This is a genomic window from Psychromonas sp. MB-3u-54, assembly GCF_002836415.1.
Taxonomy (GTDB): Bacteria; Pseudomonadota; Gammaproteobacteria; order Enterobacterales; family Psychromonadaceae; genus Psychromonas.
On sequence record NZ_PJBP01000170.1, the window covers coordinates 1 to 21,452 of the forward strand.

General features: G+C 42.7%; 15 protein-coding genes. 7 read left to right on the forward strand and 8 right to left on the reverse strand.

Features of this window, described 5'->3' with window-relative positions; translation table 11 throughout:
- The coding region (locus CXF72_RS19880) for a hypothetical protein (RefSeq protein WP_232784986.1) at positions 1–231 on the forward strand (231 nt) is incomplete at its 5' end.
- A 525-nt stretch (positions 232–756) separates the two neighbouring features.
- Entirely contained in the window at positions 757–2,502 is a 1,746-nt protein-coding gene (gene ggt, locus CXF72_RS13505) for a gamma-glutamyltransferase (protein WP_101039577.1), read from the forward strand.
- 53 nt (positions 2,503–2,555) lie between these two features.
- On the opposite strand, the gene CXF72_RS13510 is transcribed toward ggt, so the two are convergent.
- The gene (locus CXF72_RS13510; protein WP_101039580.1) at positions 2,556–3,878 is read right to left on the reverse strand and encodes an IS4 family transposase; all 1,323 of its coding nucleotides are present in this window, start codon (positions 3,876–3,878) and stop codon (positions 2,556–2,558) included.
- A 1,080-nt stretch (positions 3,879–4,958) separates the two neighbouring features.
- Between CXF72_RS13510 and CXF72_RS13515 the strand changes: the two genes are divergently transcribed.
- The 3 genes from CXF72_RS13515 to CXF72_RS13525 all read left to right on the forward strand — a co-directional run bounded on the left by CXF72_RS13515 (position 4,959) and on the right by CXF72_RS13525 (position 7,677).
- On the forward strand, positions 4,959–5,663 hold the full coding sequence (locus CXF72_RS13515; protein WP_101039582.1) for a CoA transferase subunit A: 705 nt from the start codon (positions 4,959–4,961) through the stop codon (positions 5,661–5,663).
- 9 nt (positions 5,664–5,672) lie between these two features.
- Positions 5,673–6,329 (forward strand): CoA transferase subunit B, encoded by a 657-nt coding sequence (locus CXF72_RS13520; RefSeq protein ID WP_101039584.1) that lies wholly within the window; start codon positions 5,673–5,675, stop codon positions 6,327–6,329.
- A gap of 181 nt (positions 6,330–6,510) precedes the next feature.
- A complete protein-coding gene (locus CXF72_RS13525) occupies positions 6,511–7,677 on the forward strand; it encodes a phytanoyl-CoA dioxygenase family protein (protein WP_101039586.1) in 1,167 nt (388 codons plus the stop codon).
- A gap of 1,203 nt (positions 7,678–8,880) precedes the next feature.
- On the opposite strand, the gene CXF72_RS13530 is transcribed toward CXF72_RS13525, so the two are convergent.
- From CXF72_RS13530 to CXF72_RS13540, 3 genes are all read right to left on the reverse strand, one after another.
- Positions 8,881–9,639 carry a sulfite exporter TauE/SafE family protein gene (locus tag CXF72_RS13530; protein ID WP_101039588.1) on the reverse strand — a complete coding sequence of 253 codons (759 nt, stop codon included), beginning with the start codon at positions 9,637–9,639 and terminating at the stop codon, positions 8,881–8,883.
- Positions 9,640–10,123: 484 nt separating this feature from the next.
- A complete protein-coding gene (locus tag CXF72_RS13535; protein WP_101039590.1) occupies positions 10,124–11,632 on the reverse strand; it encodes a CoA-acylating methylmalonate-semialdehyde dehydrogenase in 1,509 nt (502 codons plus the stop codon).
- 11 nt (positions 11,633–11,643) lie between these two features.
- Positions 11,644–13,617, reverse strand: coding sequence for a bifunctional 5-dehydro-2-deoxygluconokinase/5-dehydro-2-deoxyphosphogluconate aldolase (locus CXF72_RS13540; RefSeq protein ID WP_101039593.1), 1,974 nt, complete (start codon positions 13,615–13,617; stop codon positions 11,644–11,646).
- Between the two features lie 829 nt (positions 13,618–14,446).
- On the opposite strand from CXF72_RS13540, the gene CXF72_RS13545 reads away from it, so the two are divergent.
- Positions 14,447–15,286 carry a MurR/RpiR family transcriptional regulator gene (locus CXF72_RS13545; RefSeq protein ID WP_101039595.1) on the forward strand — a complete coding sequence of 280 codons (840 nt, stop codon included), beginning with the start codon at positions 14,447–14,449 and terminating at the stop codon, positions 15,284–15,286.
- Positions 15,287–15,720: 434 nt separating this feature from the next.
- Here the strand turns inward: CXF72_RS13545 and iolG are convergent, their stop codons facing one another.
- Together iolG and iolB are read right to left on the reverse strand one after the other, a co-directional pair.
- A complete protein-coding gene (iolG, locus tag CXF72_RS13550) occupies positions 15,721–16,707 on the reverse strand; it encodes an inositol 2-dehydrogenase (protein WP_101039597.1) in 987 nt (328 codons plus the stop codon).
- 89 nt (positions 16,708–16,796) lie between these two features.
- The gene (gene iolB, locus CXF72_RS13555) at positions 16,797–17,642 is read right to left on the reverse strand and encodes a 5-deoxy-glucuronate isomerase (protein WP_101039599.1); all 846 of its coding nucleotides are present in this window, start codon (positions 17,640–17,642) and stop codon (positions 16,797–16,799) included.
- A gap of 449 nt (positions 17,643–18,091) precedes the next feature.
- Between iolB and CXF72_RS13565 the strand changes: the two genes are divergently transcribed.
- Complete coding sequence (locus CXF72_RS13565) at positions 18,092–18,895, forward strand: sugar phosphate isomerase/epimerase family protein (protein ID WP_198552605.1); 804 nt, start codon at positions 18,092–18,094, stop codon at positions 18,893–18,895.
- A gap of 810 nt (positions 18,896–19,705) precedes the next feature.
- Here CXF72_RS13565 and CXF72_RS13570 read toward each other — a convergent pair.
- The gene (locus CXF72_RS13570) at positions 19,706–20,542 is read right to left on the reverse strand and encodes a MurR/RpiR family transcriptional regulator (protein WP_101039602.1); all 837 of its coding nucleotides are present in this window, start codon (positions 20,540–20,542) and stop codon (positions 19,706–19,708) included.
- Positions 20,543–20,619: 77 nt separating this feature from the next.
- Complete coding sequence (locus tag CXF72_RS13575) at positions 20,620–21,447, reverse strand: class II fructose-bisphosphate aldolase (RefSeq protein WP_101039603.1); 828 nt, start codon at positions 21,445–21,447, stop codon at positions 20,620–20,622.
- Between the last annotated feature and the right edge of the window lie 5 nt (positions 21,448–21,452).

Here is a 21,452-nt window from a genome sequence, read left to right on the forward strand (position 1 = left end):
AGATTACCTTGGCAAGGGTTTATTTGCATAAAAACATCAAACGCTCAAATAACAAACAAAACTGACTGCGCTCGTATATTTAACATACAAATTCATCTCAATCCGGTGGTTAAATATGAGGTTGTGCATACTAAACATATCCCTAAAGAAAAAATAATAAGAATTATTAAAGAAATTCTTCAAATATCGTCAATATATCGGAATCCAATCTTTAATTTTGATAGCCAATAAATTTGATCGGGCTTTAAGGGCATGTATTTAATGCTGTCTCTCTTATTTATCTCTTTATTGTTGATTCTTATAGTGCATTCAATCCTTTCAGTTCTCCTTTATAGAAGCTGTTAATGAATACTCATTCCTAAGCCCTCCTTTACAGAGACTGTTAATAGTTAATAATCAACTAAGCCCTCCTTTATAGAGGCTGTTAATAATTAATCATCAACTAAGCTCTCCTTTACAGAGACTGTTAATAGTTAATCATCAACTAAGCTCTCCTTTATAGGGGCTGTTAATAGTTAATCATCAACTAAGCCCTCCTTTATAGAGGCTGTTAGTGAATAACCATCAACTAGGTTCATCACAAAAGAGGCTATTAATGAATCACCGTCACTCAGTTCTCCGCTATATATGCTATTAATATATAACTGATAGTTACCTATCAGCATTCCAGCACAAAACATGGCCTCAGGTTTTCAGGTCGATATGAACTGCCGAACAAATTAATTCGCCAGTTTAATGGATAAAATAAGGATATTAATGAATAAGAATTTATTATTGTGTGCAGGTACCGCCCTCCTCTCTTTGAATGTATTTGCTGCCGCTCAAGTCGCAGATACTGTCGCCCCCGAAACCGCTAGCTCATATCAACAAAAAACAAGTGTTGTTGCTAATGACTATATGGTTGCAGCTGCAAATCCTCTTGCTGCCGAAGCAGGATACCAAGTATTAAAAAACGGCGGCAATGCAGCTGATGCATTAGTTGCGGTTCAAACGGTACTGGGACTGGTTGAACCGCAATCATCAGGCTTTGGTGGTGGCGCTTTTCTGGTCTACTATGATGCCAAATCAAAAGTCTTAACCACATTTGATGGGCGTGAAACCGCTCCTTTGGCAGCAAAACCTGAATTATTTCAGGACAGCGACGGTAAGCCCTTAAAATTTTATGATGCTGTCGTCGGCGGACGTTCGGTTGGTACACCGGGCACTGTTAAGTTATTGGCGACGCTGCATGAAAAATATGGCAGTAAAGAATGGTCAGAACTCTTCCAGCCCGCACAGACACTTGCCAATAATGGTTTTACTGTGTCGCAGCGATTAGCGTCTTCCATCGAAAAAGATAAAGCGCGCTTAAGCCGGTATCCGGACACCAAAGCGTATTTCTTTACAAAAAATGGCGAGCCGTTACCCGAAGGCAGTTTACTTAAAAATAAAAAGTACGCTGAAACCTTGTCAGTCATCGCTCAAAAAGGTGAGAAGGCTTTCTATCAAGGCCAGATAGCAGAAGATATTGTTAATAAAGTGAACGGCATTACTGATAATCCGGGGGTACTCGCGCTGGAAGATTTTTCAACTTATAAAATAATAGAGCGTCAGGCGGTATGTGCGCCTTATCATCAATATTCTGTCTGCGGCATGGGACCTCCCAGTTCCGGTGCATTAACTATTGGTCAGATATTGGGTATTAGCAGTCATTTTGATCTGAAAAAACTCGGTGCAGACAGCCCTGAAGCGTGGCAGATCATTGGTGATGCATCAAGACTCGCTTTTGCTGACCGTGGTCGTTATATGGCGGATTCTGACTTTGTGCCAATGCCAGAGGGTTTGCTTAACGCAGACTATCTTGCCGAACGAGCAAAATTGATCCAACCAGGTAAAGCATTATCAGAAGTATCCCCAGGTAGCCCACCGTGGAAGAATGCTATCGCGCGGGCTGATGATCAATCTATTGAATTCCCTTCCACTACCCATATTGTGATCACGGATAGAGAGGGAAATACCCTCTCCATGACCAGTACCGTTGAAAATGGTTTTGGCTCAAGGGTCATGAGTAATGGTTTTATCCTTAATAACGAGCTGACTGATTTTTCATTCTCGTCCTATAAAGATGGCTATCCTATCGCTAATCGCGTGGAACCTGGAAAACGTCCCCGTTCATCCATGTCTCCGAGCATTATTATGGAAGAGGGTAAACCTTATATGGCATTAGGATCGCCCGGTGGCTCACGCATTATCGGATATGTTGCATCTACTATTATTGCGCATTTAGATTGGGGAATGGGGATCCAGCAAGCCATCGATTTACCGCATTTAGTGAACCGTTTCGGCACCTATGATCTTGAACAAGGTACGAAGGCAATACGATTTAAAAAAGCCCTTGAAATGATGGGTTATAAAGTGAATATTCGGGATCTAAACTCCGGACTTCACGCCATCCTGCTTAAAGATGGTAAATTAATCGGCGGTGCAGATCCTCGTCGTGAGGGTATTGCTTTAGGAGATTAACAGCTGTAACTATCGGTAATAAGTTAAAATGCCGGCATAACGCTTAATACCGTTCACTTAAGGTGAACGGTATTACTTTTTTTAACTGGATACCTGTTTTTAGAACACTTTAATTCTCGTGGATAACTCCTCTCTCGCCTTGCAGGTAAAACAAATTGTTTAGCGCTTTTGGTTATGTCCATAACATACTTAGGAATATTTCCTGGTGAGCAAAATGGCAACATCGTTAACTGATAAATAATATGCATTGATGCGCCATGAAAGCTCAATTGGTTAGGGTGTATTCCATCAAGTGATTTCGCCATTAATATCATTTGATAACGTATTAAATTATAAGCTAATAATATCCCCCATAACTCTTGTTTTATTAATTCAGGCTGATTGCTACGTAAAGTAAATTGACTATCAAGCAGTGATTGTTTCATTTCTCTAAAGCCTAATTCAATTTCCCACCGATGTTCATATAAATCAACAATATCAGCGGCAGGAAACTGCATGGCATCTACCATTGACGTTAATATCTGTCGGGGTTTTCCATTCACTTTTTTAGTCAGTAAGCGGGCTTCAATGTATTCAGGTAAATCGGCAAACTTCTTTCGTGCTTGAGGGCAAGCCGTTAAACATACCACTTTATCTTGTCGCCCTAAGCTTCTGACTACTTCATATTGCGTATTTTTCTTTAACGGCATCAGCCAGTGTCGTGAAATGCCCGTCGAATGCCAGCGATTGAGCAACCCTAAAGAATAAAAACCACGGTCGAATAGCGTTAAACTATTATCTGGTGTATCTGAAATTAACTTTTTAGCCAAATGCATTTCATTTACATCGACACTATCAAATGCACTTTGAGTTAATAGATGACTGGTTAGCTCCATTTGGCATACCATTCGGACTTGAGGGTAGCTTGCTTTACTATGTTGATTGCCTGTTCGTCCAAAGTACTCGTTATTTTCTTTTGAATCGGGCGTACGCCAAACAACGCCATCGACACCTAACAACGATAAACCGCACCACGTTGGGTGTTCTGATTTTTCATGCCACAATGATTGTGTTTGATTGAAGATAGATTCAATTGCTTGATGGCCCAGTTTCTTCCGTGCTTGTGTGACTGCTCTTGGTGCAACATAAGGCTCGCCATTAGGAAGAATAATATCAAGTTGATTGACTAACTGACGCATCGAGTACTTACGAAAAAGTGCCATTCCAACAACAGCCCAGACCATTTGCTCCATCGGTAACTTACGCTTTCTAATGGTGGCGACACCTGCTTGGGAGAGTGCGTTCGAGACTAAATCTGGGTCTAATAGTTCATTGAGCGCAGTAAATTCAGTGAAATTATTAACTGATACTTGAGATAGGGCTGAAGAAAGTTGCATAAAAAATCCGATGTCTTGTGAACATCGGATTTTGATCTCATTCAGCTAAAAATCAATAGATTTTTCTTAACTGATCGGCATTAGGCATAACGCTGGCATTTTTATTTTTACCCGGAAACTATTTGCTTAGATGCTGCTTATTCAATAGTACCGGGTAGTTTATCTTTATCTTGTTTCGGCGGAGCAATCACAAAGTGATCATTTAAATGTGCTTCGGCGACAGTATAAAAGCCGCTTACTGCAAAATGTTAGCCAGATCACGTTATGAAAAATATTTTCCAAATAACATCTCACCATTGACGTGATAATAATATTGTTTTTTGCTTTACAGAAATTCAAACAAACCTAAAAAGCAGTTTAATACCCATTAAAGCTGATACACATTCTTTTTAAAAATGAATTTACAAACCCCCACGCCAATGAAAAATATTTTCCATACCATACAAAATAAGTTATATTGATTTTGAATTAAGTACAAAAAGGTGAAGATTGAAGCCATTCTTTTAATATGTGCGTAAAGGCATATTCACAATCAGCGGCGGTCAATCAAGGGGCCAAATAGTGATAACTAAATACCGGGGAACAAGCCTGCGTAGGGAGTAACAGGCTACCAGCCCGTTGAAGTAGAATAATCTGCATTGACGATAACAAAAGCGATTGGTTACGGCACAGTCAGTCATTAGCTTCATTGCAATATTAAAAACTCGGATCCCTGCAGCTGATTCTTAGCATGAATGAGTTCAACATATAAACCGAAAACTGACCACGATGGCAGCATGCCTATTGCAGACATCATCTATAGGCTTCGCCACGGGCGGACGGAAAGATGTAAAATTTTATTTTTCACTCTTACAGCTTGTCGTTATCTTACGCTGTGGTTTACCGTTGTTATTGCCGCAATCTTTTAAATTACAATATGCCGTAAAAACCACTGTAATATCAGTATTTATAAACTGTCAGGCATAGATTAAAAAACTACAACAGTGCTCTTAAATAAGGCCGATAACCTATCGGTGCCGTAAATTAATTCAAGTGTAAACAACAAGCTCTTATTGGCTTAAATAAATGAAGGAGAATAAAATGGCTGGATTTGACAAAGTAGTATCAAGTTATGAACAAGCAATGGCAGGTCTTGAGGATAACATGACCGTTATTGCGGGTGGTTTTGGTTTATGTGGTATTCCAGAAAATCTAATCTCAGAAATAAAACGCCGCGGCACTAAAGGGTTAACCGTGGTTTCCAATAACTGCGGTGTTGATGACTTTGGTTTGGGCGTTTTATTACCGGGTCGTCAAATCAAAAAAATCATTGCCTCTTATGTGGGTGAAAATGCGGAGTTTGAGCGCCAGATGATGGCCAATGAATTAAAGGTTGAGTTAACACCTCAAGGTACTTTAGCTGAAAAAATGCGAGCCGGTGGTGCTGGTATTCCGGCTTTTTTCACGGCGACAGGTTACGGGACTCCTGTTGCTGAAGGTAAAGAAGAACGTCAATTTGACGGTCGCCATTATATCTTAGAGGAAGCGATTAAGGGTGATTTTGCTATCGTAAAAGCCTGGAAAGCCGATCGTTATGGCAACCTTATTTTTAGAAAAACGGCCCGTAATTTTAATCCTCTAGCCGCAACAGCGGGTAAAATTACCGTTGTAGAAGTGGAAGAAATTGTTGAACCGGGAGACTTGGATCCTGATCAAATCCACACGCCAGGTATTTATGTAAACCGCATTATATTGGGCTCATTTGAAAAACGTATCGAGCAGCGTACTGTTCGTTGCGCAAAATAGGAGGTTAAAATGGCTTTATCACGTGAACAAATAGCACAACGTGTTGCACAAGAAATACAAGATGGTTTTTACGTTAATTTAGGCATAGGTATCCCGACCTTAGTGGCCAATTATCTCCCCGATGATATTGAAGTGATGCTGCAATCTGAAAATGGCTTACTGGGCATGGGACAATTCCCGACCGAAGACGAAATTGATGCAGATCTTATTAATGCAGGCAAGCAAACCGTCACCGTCGCAAAAGGCGCGTCATTTTTTGATTCTGCTGAATCTTTTGCCATGATTCGAGGCGGACATGTTGATTTAACCGTATTGGGCGCTTTTGAAGTTGATGTCAACGGCAATATCGCCTCTTATATGATCCCCGGTAAATTGATCAAAGGCATGGGCGGCGCAATGGACTTAGTTGCCGGTGCAGAAAATATTATTGTAACGATGACCCATGCCTCTAAACACGGACAATCAAAATTATTAAAGCAGTGTTCTTTACCTTTAACGGGTAAAGGTTGTATTAAAAAAGTCTTAACTGACCTGGCTTTTATTGAAATTAAAGAAGGTAAATTTCACTTATTGGAGCGGGCTCCGGGCGTTTCAGTAGAAGAAATAAAAAGACTGACTGAAGGTGAATTAGTCGTCTCGGACAACGTGCCTGAAATGCAATTTTAATTACGTAAAAAAATTGAAACTGAAATAAAAGTACCTTTCCAACCTTAAAAAATGCTTTAGAAGTTTCACCGATGCAGCGTGGGAATCACATAAAAAGAACTGGAATTCAAGTGAAGCTTTAATTTATATAAGCACGCTGCGCTGATCAAGCCGCGTGCTTTATCAGATCAAAGGAAATAATATGTCACATAAAACAGTAAACCACCCGAAAGACAATCAATACCCACTAAACCTGAAGCTTTTCAATGAATTTTGTCGACAAAAAACACAACAAAATACCTATCCTCTGGCACAAAGTATTAGCAATAACATACCCATTTATGAGGGATCAGACCTGCGCCTTGCGGTTGATTCTGATCTGACTCAACACTACAAAAATGAATTTAGTCATATTCTTGAAGCAGGCCCTGGTGTCATGGTCATCAAAAATTTTTTTGACAATAAAAATGATCTTGAACAGATGAGCCAAGTTTTTGACCAGCTGCTTAAACAACAGGGAAAAGGAACTGGAGATCATTTTGCCAAAGGGGGCGCAAATGGAAGAATTTGGAATGTATTTGAAAAAAGTGCACTCTATGATTCAGCCGCCTTTATTCACTATTATAAAAATCCTTTATTGCAGATGGTTGCACAATCCTGGCTGGGACCAAACTATCAGGTCACAACCCAATTAAATGTGATATATCCTCAGGGAAAAGCGCAACAACCCCATAGAGATTTTCATTTAGGCTTTCAAGAAAATGAGGAAATAAGACGTTACCCTCTACACATGCAAAAAATGTCACAATATCTGACTTTACAAGGCGGAGTTGCCCATGTAGATATTCCCCTTGAGGCAGGTCCAACACAACTACTTCCTTTTTCACATCAGTATGAGTTAGGATACTTGGCATGGAGAGACCCTGATTTTATTGAATATTTCAAAGATCACTATGTTCAATTACCTTTAGATAAAGGAGATGCTTTATTTTTTAATCCCGCCTTGTTTCATGCAGGAGGTGAGAATAAAACCAGCAATATTGATCGCAGTGTCAATCTTATCCAAGTATCATCTGCTTTTTCAAAACCAATGGAAAGCGTCGATTTATATAAAATAATACAGACCCTATACCCTGAGTTATTAGCTCTATATCAAAAAGACTTGTTAGCCGGTTTATCGCTGGATTCAATATTAACGGCAAGCTGTGATGCCTATTCTTTTCCAACCAATTTAGATACGGACTCACCGATTGGCAGTATGGCACCTAAAACGGTAAAAGAGCTCACCCATGAAGCATTGATAAATAAATGGGATTATTCAGAGTTTAAAGACAAGTTATTAGCACACCAACAAAAAAGACAAAGCTAAGGAATATTATATTTTAAAATCAGCATGTCTGATAAAAGAGCCCGTTGTATAGAGATTCAAGGCGTTAATCGTTTTTTGATTGTGCCCGCAATGCGTAACAACAGATCTGACAATTATGCGCTAATCTTCTAATATTTACGCAGCTTATCGTTAACACTGCACCTTGAAACACTGCTCATACCAAAAACAGTCGGGATGATTTTTAATCGTAAATCTGATTACTTTATTAATGCATTTTGTATGGTGCTATCGGTAGAGTGCATTTTATGCACCGCAGGTAGCGAAAATCGGTGCATAGAATGCACCCTACGAGCTATGCGGTTGTTGTCATGGTTCGTACTAGTTGGCGTTCAAATAAGATCGCCATTAAATTTATGACCCATTTTATTTACGCTCACAAAAAAGCAGTCGGGATGATTTTTAATCGTAAATCTGATTACTTTATTAATGTATTTGGCATGGTGCTATCGGTAGGGTGCATTTTATGCACAGCGGGTAACGACAATCGGTGCATAGAATGCACCCTACGAGCTATGCGGTTGTTGTCATGGTTCGTACTAGTTGGCGTTCAAATAAGATCGCCATTAAATTTATGACCCATTTTATTTACGCTCACAAAAAAGCAGTCGGGATGATTTTTAATCGTAAATCTGATTACTTTATTAATGTATTTGGCATGGTGCTATCGGTAGGGTGCATTTTATGCACCGCGGGTAACGACAATCGGTGCATAGAATGCACCCTACGAGCTATGCGGTTGTTGTCATGGTTCGTACTAGTTGGCGTTCAAATAAGATCGCCATTAAATTTATGACCCATTTTATTTACGCTCATAAAACCGCCGGGCTAATGTATCATCTGCAGGTGTCGACACAGTGAAGTAACTTTTCCGTTCAAAAATAGTCATCCGCACGCCACTTTTCTTATCTGAGCAAAGATGCTAACAATTGTTTTCATTGTTGAATCTTTTGCCGGAGAAAAAGCAATCAGGCTGAATTAACCATCAATTTATTGAGCAGAGACAACCTTTTTTATCTTGCCTGTGGTGTTATAATTAGATGATCTATTGAGGCGCCGGAAAAATTTAATATCGAAAGCAGGTCCGTGGGCAAGTACAGTAAAACGTCAACATTGACGACTCAATCCCGAACAGAAGCTTGAGCATAATAAGAGATTAAAGCTAAAGCATCGGTGAAGTCGGGACTAAGATTGAAGCAGTGTTTGCCCCCCATCCCAAAATAACTTACTGCCCGATAAAAACAAAAAGAAGTAACACAAGCGATAGACCAATGTCTGGCTGACCCGGTGCAGTAACCACACACCTATTTTGACACCAACGGGTGCGAGCGGCATCAAGACCAGCGAAGTCATCAAGTTGGTCTGATCAAATCCACCCAATAGGCTATAGGGAATAAGTTTGAACAGATTAATGATCCCAAACAGCACCGCCATAGTGGCGACAAACACAATTTTGTCCAGTTTCAATGGCAACAGGTAAATACTGGCAGGCCCTCCTCCTGCATGAATCGCAGTGCTGGAAAAACCACTCAGAAGGCTCCAAAACCAGGCACTCAGAGTGCCTCCTTTTTGCGTTTTATTCGTGCCGACTGTAATGTACTGCAGGCAAAACAACAGTGATAAACCACCAATCAGTAATTTTAATCCCGATTCTGGTGTTACGCTCAAAAACAGCCCGGCCAACGCAACCCCTATTAAAGACCCCGGCAGCATCCCTTTTAATATCCCATAATCCGCATGACGATAATGTTGTTTAACAGCCAATACATCCATCACACACAGAATAGGCAATAATATAGCCGCCGCCTGTGCGGGCGCAATGGCCATTGCCATCAAAGGCACTGCAATAATACCCGGCGCGCCCCCCAATCCTCCTTTACCTATGCCATAAATGAATACCGCAGGAATAGCCGTTACATAAAACCAAGGATCTAAAACAATCATTACCCTGCTCTCCGATTAAAAGTCATATTCATTTCCTGTGTATTGTAGATATAATGCCAATCCGCATAAATATCTGACCTATCTTGCTTATTAAAATTAACGCTAGCTTCGTTGTTTTCAATCTCAATAGCCAGTCAAACGTCTTGCTATCATCACTTTTTCCTGCGCAATTTTAGACCATTTACTTATGCAGATTGGTATAACTGCAACGTACAGGCTGGAAAATACAGATGACAATCTTGCTCATCGCGAATCCTTCTTATACATTGCAGGCTAATCCGAAGCACATCACTATCATTCTCAGTGAGGAATACCGCAACAGGTATAAGTACAATAGCATTTGTTGTCGCTACCAAAAAAATGATTATCGTGATAGAAAAGCGCAATTATAAATAGAAATTAAACCAACAGATTGCATTATTTACTGACACAAAAAAGCCCGGTCAGCTTTGACACTGACCGGGCTTGCTTGAGCGTACCGTTTTTACATGGTAGGCATAGCAAAGCTGCTGGCGTGCTCTTCTAAACGCACACTGGCAGGCCAACGACTGGTCACGGTTTTCATGCGTGTATAAAAACGTACACCATCACTGCCATGTACATTCAAGGGTCCAAACACCGAGCGTTTCCATCCTCCAAAGCTGTGGAATGCCATTGGTACAGGAATTGGTACATTGATGCCGACCATTCCAGCCAGAACATCTTCACTGAACTGGCGGGCAGATTCACCATCACGGGTAAAGATAGCAGTCCCATTACCGAATTCATGATTATTAATCAGATCAAGCCCAGTCTGGTAATTAGGCACTCGCACGACTACTAGTACCGGACCAAAAATCTCTTCTTGGTAAATGGTCATCTCCGGTGTGACATTATCAAATAACGTCGGCCCTACAAAATAACCCGCTTCATGTCCGTCTACAGTTAAATGACGGCCATCAACCAGCAGTGAAGCACCCTGTTGTTCACCCGCCGTAATATAATCGCAGATTTTAGCTTTATGCTGAGCGGTGACAACTGGTCCCATATCGTTTTCCGGGCCATCAACTATGCCGGGGCCAACACGCATCTCTTTGATCTGAGCTTGCAGCTTTTCAACCAGTTGGTCGCCGGTTTCATCACCGACCGCGACAACAACAGACAACGCCATGCAGCGTTCTCCCGCAGCACCGTAAGCGGCGCCCATAATAGCATTAGCGGCCATATCAAGGTCGGCATCGGGCATTAATAAACAGTGGTTTTTCGCGCCACCCAGGGCTTGACAACGTTTGCCATGGGCAGATGCAGTGCTGTAAATATATTCAGCAATAGGTGTTGAACCTACAAAACTTGCTGCTTGTACACGCGGATCGGTCAATAGTACATCGACTGCTTGTTTATCACCATTAACAACGTTAAACACGCCATCGGGCAATCCAGCTTGTTTCAACAAGTCAGCCAGTTCCAAGGCGAAGGATGGATCTTTTTCCGATGGTTTGAGTACAAAGGTATTGCCCGTCGCTATTGCAATCGGAAACATCCACATCGGCACCATAGCCGGAAAGTTAAAGGGTGTGATACCAACACATACGCCCAGCGGCTGCATCAACGAATGGCTGTCCACGCCTGTTCCCACATTGGCTGAATGTTCGCCTTTTTGCAGGTGCGGAATACCGCAGGCATATTCTACAACTTCCTTGCCGCGCGTAATTTCTCCGATGGCATCGGAATACACTTTGCCGTGTTCATTTGAAATCAGACGTGCAAGCCTGTCCATATTAGCCTCTAATAACGCCTTAAAAGCAAACATTACTCGAGCACGTTTTAACGGTGACGTTTTTGACCAAGCCGGAAAAGCGCTATCAGCCGCTGCAATAGCAGCTTCCGTTTCGGCTTCATTGCTGAGCACCACTTGTCTGGTTTGCTCACCCGTGGCAGGATTAAAGACAGGGGAAAAGCGTTGACTGTTGCTTTCACTGATCTGGCCGTTGATAAAGTTTTGAACTGTTTCCATGCATTACTCCCTTAGAGACTGTTTGTTAATAATGTTGATGAGGTGGATTCTGTTATATTGTTCTGGCCATAGACCGGCGCAGCACGTTGTTGCCAACACTGAATAATGGCGTGATAATTAGCTTTAATTTGATCTATCAAGATGGCGTCATCGATTTTATTTGCAAGCCATGCACGTGACGGTTGAGCAAATATCGTCCGCCCCACTGCAAAACCTTTTACCCATGAGCAAGTAGAAGCTGCATCAAAGCCCGCTTTCAGCTCGTCAGCAGGTGCATTTAAGCCTAACAACACAACCCCGCGACAATGCGAATCGTTTGCTTCAATCAAGGCACTTACCTGCGTCCATGAATCAGCACTTAATGGCGGCAATTTCCACCAGTCAGGTTTGACGTTTAATGCATAGAAACGCTTTAAGAGTTGCACATACTGAGCATCACCTTTGGGCATACCTTCTGGTAAAATCACTTCCAAGAGCAATTCGTGGCCCGATTGACAGCATGCCTTATACACTTCGATCACTGCATTTTCCTGCACCTGCTGCATTCCAGAATGGTCATCGGGATGACAAAATATTAAACACTTAACGATATGTTCAAGTGGCCAATGAACCAACTGGGAACCAATGTTGCCGTGCTCTAATGTTAAGGGCCGGGAACCTGGCTGCTCTATCGGACGCGCAATCCAACAATCAGTTCCGGTCGCATCATTCAACACAGATTGCCCAAAACGGCTATCACACAATATGCCCGCCTTGCCTGCTAATTCAGCTTCCTGTGCCACTTCCTTGCTGGCTTTGAAAATCAAGTCCTTCAATGTCGAAATACGCCCCAGATCGGCAGCGGATTCATTGGCGATATCGACCAATTGACTGCGATGATCAAATGCCAGCACGCACAGTTCATGCCACTGTTTTCTGCGGGTGGTCACGCGGTGCAAATGGTTGAGCTCGGGATCAAGATCCGGACGAGGAACGCTGTCTGCCCGTGCTAAATAATTATCTAATTCTTCTTTTGAGGGCATGGCCGGTGCGCAGCCATGACGCGATACCACCAGGGCACCACATGCATTGGCATAGGCACAGGATTTTTCCCATCCTTCATTATTCAAGTACCCGCGCAGCAGCCCGGACATAAAGGCATCACCGGCACCTAAAACGTTCAACACATCAACGCGAACACCTTGGATAGTGATCCCCTCATCAAGAGAATCAGGAATCACGTCGGAGAAAACTGAACAGCCTAACGGACCGCGTTTACAAACGAATTCTGCCTGGCTGACAGCGCGCACGCTGCGCAGTGCTTCGATCGTGTCGGTTGAACCGCCGGCAATATGAAACTCTTCTTCGGTGCCAACCACTAAATCAAACAAGTGTAATACGTCTTTAAGTTGGGCTGTGACCGACTCTGAAGCAATGAAACGTGTTTCACCGTCTCCTAATGCTGTCAGCCCCCATAAGATAGGACGATAGTCGATGTCTAAAGCGGTTTTTACCCCGTGACGTCGTGCATACTTTAATGCAGTCAGCACCGCTTCCCGCGTTTGCGGGTTAGATAAATGAGTGCCGGTAATCGCTAAACAGCGCGCCGATGCAATGTACTCTTCAGACACATCTTCTGCTGTAATGGCCATATCAGCACAATTGTCACGATAAAAAATAAGGGGAAATGTCTCGGTATCTTTTATACCTAAAAGCACCAATCCGGTGAGTCGCTCTTTATCGGTTACCAGGTGGCTGGTATCTACACCAACAGCGTCCAGCTCTTCTTTTAAAAAACGCCCCATGTGTTCATCACCAACACGCGCCAGCATTGAAGATTTTAAACCTTGTCGCGCCGTACCGTAAGCGACATTACCTGAAGATCCTCCCAAATATTTAGAAAACGATCCCATATCTTCAAGGCGTGCACCAACTTGCTGTCCATATAAGTCAACAGCAACACGGCCCATACAAATAAGATCGAGTTTCCTATTATTAGCTTTCATTTTTTGTACTCCATTATTTGGCTATTTCTAGTCTTCAATACCGATCCGTATAGACATCAGCTCAATCGTGCATTTTTAAATCAATTATTTGTTACTGTTAACAGCAGGGAATGTAGTCCGTGCCCTAACGAAGACATAAAGTATACGAAATACACGTTTCATTTTCAATATAAAAAAGAATATATATTTCATCTTGTGAGCGTGATTTGATTTTTAAACTTTCTTCACTGGCAATAAAAAACCTAAAAAATGAAAAATATTTATCACTCATGGGGAAGCCAGTGACAATGTTTAGACAGACGCTTTAATAACTTATTTTAAGATCAATGAGTTACTCATAAAATTGATATCAAAACCTTATTTAGCAAAGTAAATACAAGCAGTTAAAAGAGGTTTTTATTTTAAAACAAGTCACCCTTCCAATAAACTAAAGCTAGCTATTTTAATATATCCACAATATAACAATCGGTTTTTTCATGCTTAAAATTCTAGCGCAAAGTGATAAATTGAAATTTATTTTTCAGATTGACAGCATTCCCTTCTATGATAAAAATCCCGAAAAAAGCTAATAAATGAAATTTTTATTTCATTTATTAGCGTATGTGCTGCATAATAATGAAGGTCTGTGTGCTATCAGGATCGTCACAATAACGATTGAAGGTACAATATTACAGACTCAGGAAAAGGAAGATTTTTTACCTTAGTGCAATTATTCAGGAATGAACCATCTATTCTATGCCTGTGTTATTATAAAAAAACACGAAAAATACATTTCATACTGAAATGCAAACACGCCAATTTCAGATCGAGTTAGATTAGGAAGTATGACATGCCTGTAGCCACCACCCTTACTGAACTTCAAGATCAAATCCGCGCTCGTTACGGGGATTTAAGTAAACGATTACAGCAAGTTGCCTGTTATGTTTTGGATAATAATAATAGTCTGGCCTTTGATACCATCAAAGTTATTGCCAGCCAGGCTGATGTCCCTCCTTCAACCTTAATCCGTTTCGCTAAGGCCTTTGAATTCACTGGTTTCAATGAAATGAAACAATTATTTAGGAAAAATTTAGTTGAAGAAACAGTAAGTTACACCGACAGAGCGCGCTTGTTTCAAGATCTTGAATCTAATCAGAAAATACGTGAAAAACCATCACATATTTTACAAGAGTTTGCGCGGGTCAACTCCCAAGCGATGAATCAACTGGCAGCACAAACACCTGAAAATAAATTAGAGGCGGCCATTGATATTCTGAGTAAGGCTGAAAATATCTACCTGATTGGTTTAAGACGCTCATTTAGTATCGCGTCTTATTTAACCTACGCCCTGCGTCATCTAGAACGCCGTGCATTCCTGATAGACGGGTTAGGCGGAATGTTTAAGGAGCAGCTCTCCATGGTAGGTCCGAATGATGCCGTACTGTCTATAAGTTTCAGCCCCTACGCCGAGGAAACAGTGACCTTAAGTGAAGCAGCTTCACAAGCAGGCGCTAAACAAATTGTCATCACCGACAGTCAAATAAGCCCGCTCGCGACCTTCAGTGATGTTTGTTTTGTGGTCAATGAAGGTAAAGTCGATGCATTCAGATCGCAATCGGCTTCTTTATGTCTAGTACAGTCATTGGCCGTTGCATTGGCTTTTAAACAAGGTAAAGCACAGGAAATTTAGCATCCCAGCCTGTTTATGTTTAGGCGCTCATGCATTGGCTTTTAAACAAGGTATAACACAGGGAATTTAGCATCCCAACCTGTTTATGTTTAGGCGCTCATGCATTGGCCGTTGCACTGGCTTTTAAACAAGGTAAAGCACAGGAAATTTAGCATCCCAGCCTGTTTATGTTTAGGCGCTCATGCATTGGCCGTTGCACTGGCTTTTAAACAAGGTAAAGCACAGGAAATTTAGCATCCCAGCCTGTTTATGTTTAGGCGCTCATGCATTGGCTTTTAAACAAGGTATAACACAGGGAATTTCAGACTTAATGGATGTAAAATAAAAGCCCCAATAATGGCATAACCTATCATTGGGGCTTCTATAACGGACTAAACAACAGTTCAGGTACCGATTTGGCTGTCGCTAAACAGCGATCGCAGAATAACGTTTTTCTACAGAGTAACCGTTTTACCTGATTTCATTGACTCCAGCGCAGCTTCAGCCAGCACTAAAGCAAACTCACCATCAACACCGCTACAGGCAGGCTGACAGCGCCCTGCTAATACATCTGCAAAATGCTGCCATTCAGCAATATAAGCATCTTCATAACGCTCAAGGAAGAAAAGTTGAGGTTTAGCACTGATACAACCCGTTGCCCCCCAATGCTCTACCAAATTCTCTTTCATGTTACCTGCTTGTAATAAACCTTTTTCACCATGCAGCTCTAGTCGTTGATCATAACCATAACCCGATCGGCGGCTATTGGAAATTGTGGCCAGTGCCCCTGAAGGAAAATGCATCACAATCACCGCGGTATCAATATCACCCGCTTCACCAATGGCAGGATCCACAAGACAACTGCCGTGCGCAGTGATCGACACAGGATCTTCACCAAGAATGAAGCGCGCCATATCCAGATCATGAATGGTCATATCGCGGAACATACCACCCGAGACTTCGCTGTATTCAGCAGGCGGTGGTGACGGATCACGCGAGGTAATTATAAGGGACTCTGCTTTACCCACAGTACCTGCGCCAAGCTGTTCTTTTAGATGGCGAAATTGCGGGTCGTAACGACGATTAAAACCCACCAACATAGGCACATTGTGCTTTTCAACAACGGATAAGCAATCCCTTACCTGAATAAGATTCAAATCAATCGGCTTTTCACAGAAGATAGCTTTACCATTGATGGCAGCCAGTTTGATTAAATCGGCATGCGTATCGGTTGCTGAACAAATGCAGACACCATGGACGTTTGGATCGGCCATCGCTTCTTCAACAGACTGAATTTTGGCCTGATAAGCAGCCGTTAATTTTTGTGCCCCTTCTAAATAAGGGTCAATAACTGAATACAAATTTGTTTCAAGGTGATTGTTAATATTTACAGCATGCACCTGACCAATACGGCCAGCGCCAAATAAAGCGATGTTGAACATGTCAACTCCTTAGCAAGTAGAGTGCACTGTTATGAATGTATACAGCGCACATTTGAACGCTGAAACAGCATTCCGTGAGTGTTGGTTTTCTATTTTGAGTGTAGCTTTGCGTAAGCCGGCGTATTTATCCATTGGTGATCCGGCTCCCAGGTAAACAACCACTTACGCGTCGGGCCAGCCATCACATTCAAGTAATAATTATTATACCCGGCCATCGTCGCCACAGGGTGATAGCCTTTTGGCACTTGCACCACATCTTTGTTGTATACCGCCATGCATTCATCGAGACTGCGATCATCGGTATAGACTCGCTGCATGCAAAAACCTTGGTCAGGTTGAATACGGTGGTAATAAGTTTCTTCTAAATAGGTTTCATGGGGCTGGGCATCATTATCATGCTTGTGGCTGGGGTATGAACTGCTGCAGCCTTCATCGGTAAACACTTCGACCACCAGTAAGCTGTCTGCCGGTTGATCATCGGGCAGAATATTGTGGACATAGCGCTGGTTTTTGCCGACACCACGTTTTTCTGCCGCAATATCATCGGGCGCAATCAGACGGGTGACATGGTTCCCTTTTCCTGGCGCCTGGCAGACCGCCAATTCGAGCATAGTATCAGCGACCACGGAATACGCTTCATTCGGCGCAATATACACAGCATATGGTTTCTTTTTTTCAAAGGGATCCATGCGATCACCAATATGCTCAAATGTCATGCTTGGGGTAGTGATACTGGCTTTACCTGCCACTAATACCAGGCATACTTCATTGCTTGTCGCGGGCATGTGCAGACTTTGACCTGCCTGCAGCTCATACACTTCAAACCCGACATACTGCCAACCCGCCGAAGCCGGTGTGATGGATTGCGTCTTACCTTGCGCATTTGGCGGCTGGTATGCCGACAACAATGGAGAAAATGGAGATCGTATTGACATGATGCACCTCTTCCCTTTCACGACAATAGGTCGGATCGTGTTCCTGAGAACAGGAAATGGGAGAATAAATAATTAAAAATAAATTCCAAATTAATGACTATTTGGAAAATTTGTTTTGTGGGTAGGTTAACACCGCCAATATTCATTATTTACGGCCTTAAACTGGCACTATTCCGTATTAAATCATTAAGCCATAGCCACTCAATGAAAAATAATTATCAAAAAAAATATCACCAAAAAAGCCCCACAGACCCATCATAAACTGGAGTAAAAGATATTGCCATAGATAATCCCACAGAATTGTCACTCGAAACAATAAAATAAGAAGCTGATCACGGAAAATATTTTTCACTAAGTACAAAATTACCACCTACAGTTTTTACGCCGATAAAGCTCCCGCTAAACGGCAAACAAATGAGGGATATTTAATGCGCTACGCACTGCACGGAATGTGTTCGTTACATAACAACATCATCAGCGACATTCGCTTGGCCAAAGAAACCGGTTACGACGGGCTTGAGATTCATACGGATAAATTATGGCGTTATATTAATGCCGGACTCACAAGCCAAGCCTTCAAAGCTTGCCTGGACGAGGCCAAAATCAGACCATCTGCAATCGATATTATTGGCAGCGTCGAAAGCACCGGAAAGGAAGCGCAACGCAAATTGTTTAAAGAGACAGAAATACTGTGTCAATTCGCCAAAGATATTGGTGCACCGACTATTCAATTGAATGCGTTTGAAGCGCTCACGGGGTTATCCGTCGCAGACAATATTCGCCTTACCGCGCAAAACATACGCAGCATCGCCGATATCGGTAATGAACACGGCATTCGTTTTCAATACGAAGGAGCAGCTTGGACTCCGATTGCAACACTAGAGCAGTATTTCCAGCTTTATGACGCGGTTAACCGTGATAATTTCGGCTTCGTCTTAGACACCTGGCATTTCTGGGCTGGTCGCGGGGCAACACCTGAGGCGATGGCAAAAATTGACAAGGAACTGATCTACAATGTACATTTATCGGATGGTAAGCGTCCGGATCTCGGCACCCCTTGGGTAGATGAGAAATTGTTACGCGGCTATCTGTTAGGTGAAGGTGATATCCCGCTGCAGGAATGGGCTGATGCAATCAAGAGTACCGGATACGATGGTTTCTATTCCGGTGAATTCCTCAATGATCAGTTGTGGGAAGCGGACCATTATGAAGTCGCTAATAAGATGCTTGCTGGTATGAAGCGTCTGTTATAACTTTTTTATAAATACCGCTTAGGGCGCAGCAGAAATAGCTCGAAGGCTAGAAAGCTCAAAGCTCAAAGCTCAAAGCTCAAAAGCTGTCAGCCGTCAGCCCAAAGCCCAAAGCCCAAAGCTAGAAAACCCGTAGGGTGCGCTCCGCGCACCAATTACCCGCTTGCGGTGCATAGAATGCACTATACTCATAACTACTTTTATTTTGCATAAAATTCAATGCATTAGAATGGCAAACCAATGCGGCTAGGCAATTTCCGTACGTTTTTCTAATCTAAAAAATAACTTTAGCAAATGAAATCATGGAGCGAATTAAACGCCAGTTTAGGCTTATGAGCGGGCTAAGCTCTGTGTGCCCTTGTCGATTCATTAGGTCCGGCTCTGCACATGGATGTGCTGTCCGGGCCGGTGCGTGAAGAAGTTATTGGGCGGATTAGAATCAAAAAACGTCTAGGCGAATTGAGCGACAGCTCAGGCTTATGAGCGGGAAAGGCTCTGCCGTCCCTGTATACGGCATTCTTTTGGGCGAGTTATGCGACAGCATATTGTCACGAGCGGGCTAAGCTCTGCATGACCTGTTGTCTTTTACTGTTGAAAGAGCATCACGCCCTCGAACTGCGAAACTGCGTTTCGGTTTCTCATCGTCTACACGCCGTCAAGGGCGGAATACCAACAATGAAAGTTACACCAAACGCTTTCAAGCGACAGCTCGTAAGGTGGATCCGCGCACCTATTACCGGTGCCTGCGGTGCATAAAATGCACCCTACCGATAACTATTCAGCTGGAAAACTCGAAGCTCGATGCTATCAAGCCTATTTAATTTCGCGGCACATTAAACTAACCGCTAATGACTGTGCTAAATACATGGAGCTGCTAAGTGAACGGAAGCCCATCAGCTCACCCTCTACCACTTCAAAGCAGACATTCATTTTACTGGCTTGTGCGATCATTTGATTATCTGTTATCGCCACAACTGGGACATTTTTATTAAAGGCACTTTCAATCATATCAGACGTTTCAGGGGCATAATTTGCGAAGGTCACCGCCACTAACACGTCGTTTTTATCCATATGGTGTCCCATACCTGTCTGCATGCCGCCAATATCGCTCAATAGCACAACATTATTATCAGAGTTCACCAGGGCATACCACAAATAGAAGGCAACAGGGTATGCACGGCGCACACCATGGATGTAAATGGTATTAGCTTTGTCCATTAAAGCGACCGCGCGTTCTAACTTGTGCGGGGATAAGGACATTTGCAGTCGTTCCAGCGCTTCAATATTAGCCGTGCCAAAATCCTGAAAGATAGCCAAGGGAGATTCAGCGGCAACGGTGTCTTTTTCGCGCGCCTGAAGCACACGTTGTTTGTAATCACGAGGTCGGTTTAAATACTGATCGCGAAACAGAGACTGCATTTGGCTAAAGCCACTAAAGCCCATAGTGTTGGCAAAACGGCTTAAAGTAGATAATGGTACCTGCGCCTGCTCGGCAATTTTAGTCATGGTTTCGACAGCCACAAATATTGGCTCGGCCACCATAAAATCAGCTACCTGCTGCAAACGCTGACTGAGCTTGTCATGACGTTTAGCAATCAATTCTTTAAGCGTATCCAGATCGGTGGGTACTGCAGTACTATCAACTTCCATATCTGGCCTCTCTCTAATTTGTAATATCATATTTTAAAATAATAAATCCCCCAACTCAATGCGTTGGGGGATTTATTTTATGATAACAATTCGAAATTGCGAATTGCCTCTTGTGTCACATAAGGCATCGCTTTTTTCATAAAATAAATACGATCGAACTTTTCTGGCTCCTTATTCATACTATCACGCAGGTTATGCCCCAGCGCCTGACGTAAACAGGTACCGATATTAAATTTGGACACGCGGGTTTGTTTCAACTTTTGCATATCTCCATCACGAATACCGCTGGCACCATGAATCACCAGCGGAATAGTGACTTCAGCCGCTATATTGTCTAATAAAGTAAAATCAATGATCGACGTTGCTTCGGTTAAACGGTGAACGTTACCCACGGAAATCGCCACACAATCAGCCCCGCTCTCGCGCGCAAATCGGCCTGCATCAGCGGGCGCGGTATCAATCGTTTTAATGTGATCACGACCTTCCTGATAGGGCACCGAGCCAATTTCACCTTCGACCGATGCACCTAGCGCGTGGGCTACATCCGCAACTTTGCGAGTACGGGCGATATTTTCTTCCAGAGATAATTGTGAGCCGTCAAACATAACCGAACTGAAACCGGCTTTTAATGCACGAAAAATAATCTCTTCTTCGTATGTATGGTCCAAGTGCAAACACACGGGCACGGTGCTGTTAGTGGCCAGATTTAGAAACATGGCCGCAGCGGTTTCAACACCGTAGAAATCTACTACGTCTTTATTACAAGCAAGAATAACCGCCTTATTCACTTCTTCAGCCGCGTCCACCACGGCACGCGCATCTTCATAACCGAAGACGTTAAAACAAGGCACTGCATAGTTTGAGGCTGCGGCAGCAGGCAATATATCGTTTAAATTTACGAGCATAAAAT

Coding starts and splice junctions, on each gene's coding strand:
- ggt (WP_101039577.1), top strand. CDS start 757: ATGAATAAGAATTTATTATTGTGTGCAGGTACCGCCCTCCTCTCTTTG.
- CXF72_RS13510 (WP_101039580.1), bottom strand. CDS start 3,878: ATGCAACTTTCTTCAGCCCTATCTCAAGTATCAGTTAATAATTTCACT.
- CXF72_RS13515 (WP_101039582.1), top strand. CDS start 4,959: ATGGCTGGATTTGACAAAGTAGTATCAAGTTATGAACAAGCAATGGCA.
- CXF72_RS13520 (WP_101039584.1), top strand. CDS start 5,673: ATGGCTTTATCACGTGAACAAATAGCACAACGTGTTGCACAAGAAATA.
- CXF72_RS13525 (WP_101039586.1), top strand. CDS start 6,511: ATGTCACATAAAACAGTAAACCACCCGAAAGACAATCAATACCCACTA.
- CXF72_RS13530 (WP_101039588.1), bottom strand. CDS start 9,639: ATGATTGTTTTAGATCCTTGGTTTTATGTAACGGCTATTCCTGCGGTA.
- CXF72_RS13535 (WP_101039590.1), bottom strand. CDS start 11,632: ATGGAAACAGTTCAAAACTTTATCAACGGCCAGATCAGTGAAAGCAAC.
- CXF72_RS13540 (WP_101039593.1), bottom strand. CDS start 13,617: ATGAAAGCTAATAATAGGAAACTCGATCTTATTTGTATGGGCCGTGTT.
- CXF72_RS13545 (WP_101039595.1), top strand. CDS start 14,447: ATGCCTGTAGCCACCACCCTTACTGAACTTCAAGATCAAATCCGCGCT.
- iolG (WP_101039597.1), bottom strand. CDS start 16,707: ATGTTCAACATCGCTTTATTTGGCGCTGGCCGTATTGGTCAGGTGCAT.
- iolB (WP_101039599.1), bottom strand. CDS start 17,642: ATGTCAATACGATCTCCATTTTCTCCATTGTTGTCGGCATACCAGCCG.
- CXF72_RS13565 (WP_198552605.1), top strand. CDS start 18,092: ATGTGTTCGTTACATAACAACATCATCAGCGACATTCGCTTGGCCAAA.
- CXF72_RS13570 (WP_101039602.1), bottom strand. CDS start 20,542: ATGGAAGTTGATAGTACTGCAGTACCCACCGATCTGGATACGCTTAAA.
- CXF72_RS13575 (WP_101039603.1), bottom strand. CDS start 21,447: ATGCTCGTAAATTTAAACGATATATTGCCTGCTGCCGCAGCCTCAAAC.